The organism is Xanthomonas sp. SHU 166 (genome assembly GCF_000364685.1).
Taxonomy (GTDB): domain Bacteria; phylum Pseudomonadota; class Gammaproteobacteria; order Xanthomonadales; family Xanthomonadaceae; genus Xanthomonas_A; species Xanthomonas_A sontii.
On sequence record NZ_AQOJ01000908.1, the window covers coordinates 1 to 1,924 of the forward strand.

2 protein-coding genes are annotated in these 1,924 nt (G+C 73.1%); both read right to left on the bottom strand.

Going from position 1 to position 1,924, the window contains the following annotated elements; genetic code table 11:
- A partial coding sequence (locus D180_RS20410; protein WP_017914226.1) for a hypothetical protein occupies positions 1-1,008 on the bottom strand: 1,008 nt, incomplete at its 3' end.
- Positions 1,001-1,849 carry an MBL fold metallo-hydrolase gene (locus D180_RS20415; RefSeq protein WP_017914227.1) on the bottom strand — a complete coding sequence of 283 codons (849 nt, stop codon included), beginning with the start codon at positions 1,847-1,849 and terminating at the stop codon, positions 1,001-1,003. The genes D180_RS20410 and D180_RS20415, both read right to left, overlap by 8 nt.
- Positions 1,850-1,924 lie beyond the last annotated feature (75 nt).

Genomic DNA, 1,924 nt, shown 5'->3' on the forward strand with positions numbered 1-1,924 from the left:
GCGGCGCCACTGCCGCAGCCGGCCCTGGCCCAGCGCCGCCGGCAACGCCACGCCCAGCATCAGCATGCCCAGCATCGCTGCGCGCTCGTCGGCCGGGCGCAACGGCGCCGGCGCATCGCCCGCGTCGCCGCACAGCAAGGCCACCAGCGGATCGGTCGCGGCGAACAGGTGCAGGCCGCTGGTCGCACGCGGATTGCATTCGATCACGCTGCAGCGCCCTTGCGCGGAGACCATCCAGTCGAAGGAAATCTGCCCAGTGAAGCGCAGCGCCTGCACCAGTTGCGCGGTGAAGCGCTCGATCTGCGGGTTCGGTGCGGCGTCGAAGTAGTAGCTGGAACTGCGCCGCAGGCGGTAGCGCGGGCGGTACACCGCATGCGCCAGCAGCACGCCGTCGCGCGCCAGCGCATACGAGCAGCGCTCCTCGCCGGCGCAGTAGCGCTGCGCGACCCAGTCGCCCTGCGCGGGCAGCGGTGTGGCATCGGCGGTCACACCGTCCGGATAGAGCCGGACATGCACGCCGAATCGCGAGAATTCCGGTTTCAATACCAGCGGCGCGTCGCCGGCCCATTCGCGCGCCTGCGCCAGGCTGCGCACACGCACGCTGGCGGGTACGTCGATGGCGCTGTCCAGGCTGCGCGCCAGTTCCATGAAGGCGTACTTGCTGTGCAGCGTGCGCAGCGTGTCGAAGTCGTGCAACGGCAGCTGCAACTGCGTCGGCAGCGCACTGCGATAGCGGGCCAGGTAGAACACTTCCTCGCAGGTCGGCACCAGCACGTCGATGCGCTGGCGCGCGAGCAGGGCGTTGAGATCGGACAGCCAGGCGCGTGGCGCATCGCGTGCCGGTGCGATGCGGTGATGCCCGGCGACCGCGCGCGACCAGCCGGAGATGCGGCTGGCGACGCTGTCGGCCAGGTGCACCCGCCAGCCCTGCGCGGCGAAGCGGCGCGCCAGGTCCAGCGCGACCGGCGCGCGTGCGCCGGTGATCAGCACGCCGGGGGCCTCAGCCATGCGTGTGCTCCGCCGGTGCCGGCCGCCATTGCCGACAATGCGAGGGCACCAGGCGCAAGCCCGGCTCGGCCTGGCGCAGCGCATGCAGCCGCGCCAGGGTGTCGCGATACACGCGATGCTCGCCGAGCAGGTGGGTGACCAGCGCCGGCGGCGGCGTGCCGTCGGCGAGCGCGGCGCTGGACCAGGCCGCGTCGGCGATCAGGAACACCGGGCCGTGCGCGTCCTCGAACCACAGGCCGTAGTGGCCGGGCGCATGCCCGGGCAGCGGCACCAGCAGCACGCTGGCATCGCCGAACAGGTCGCGTGGCGTGCCGAAGTCGCGCAGTGCGGCGGGCGGCAGCGCCGCGGGCAGCGCCTCGATCCAGTGCATGCGCTGGCGCGCGCCGTGCAGCAGTGCCGGCAGGAAACCTTCGCGCAGCGCGGCCAGCCGGCCGCGGCGCTGCAGATCGTCCCAGGCCTGTTGCGCGCAGGCCAGGCGCGCCTGCGGGAAATCGGCGACGCCGCCGACGTGGTCACCATGGAAATGCGACAGCACGATCCAGCCGATGCGGTCCGCATCCACGCCGTCGCGGGCGAGTTGTTCGCGCAGCGATTGCCCGGGTGCCAATTGCACGGGAGTCAGCCAGCGGTACAGGCGTTCGGGAAAGCGCGCGGTGGCATCGAAGAAATGACGGGCGTAGCCGGTGTCGAACAACAGGTCGCCCTGCTGTGGATGCTGCAGCAGGGCCGCCAGCGCCGGGAACGGGCACGGCGCCAGCGGCGCGCCGCGGCGCGTGGCGCGTTCGGGGTGCGTGCAGTGGCCGGCCTCGTACAGCCGCCAGCGCAGCCGGGGCGCGCTCATGGCCGCCCCAGCGCGGCCAGCCCGGCCTCGGTCGACAGCACCGGCGCATAGCCGAGTTCGCGGCGGGCGCGGCCG

What these genes read in the sequence shown, in the direction of transcription:
- D180_RS20415 (WP_017914227.1), bottom strand. Translation starts at nt 1,849, where the DNA reads ATGAGCGCGCCCCGGCTGCGCTGGCGGCTGTACGAGGCCGGCCACTGC.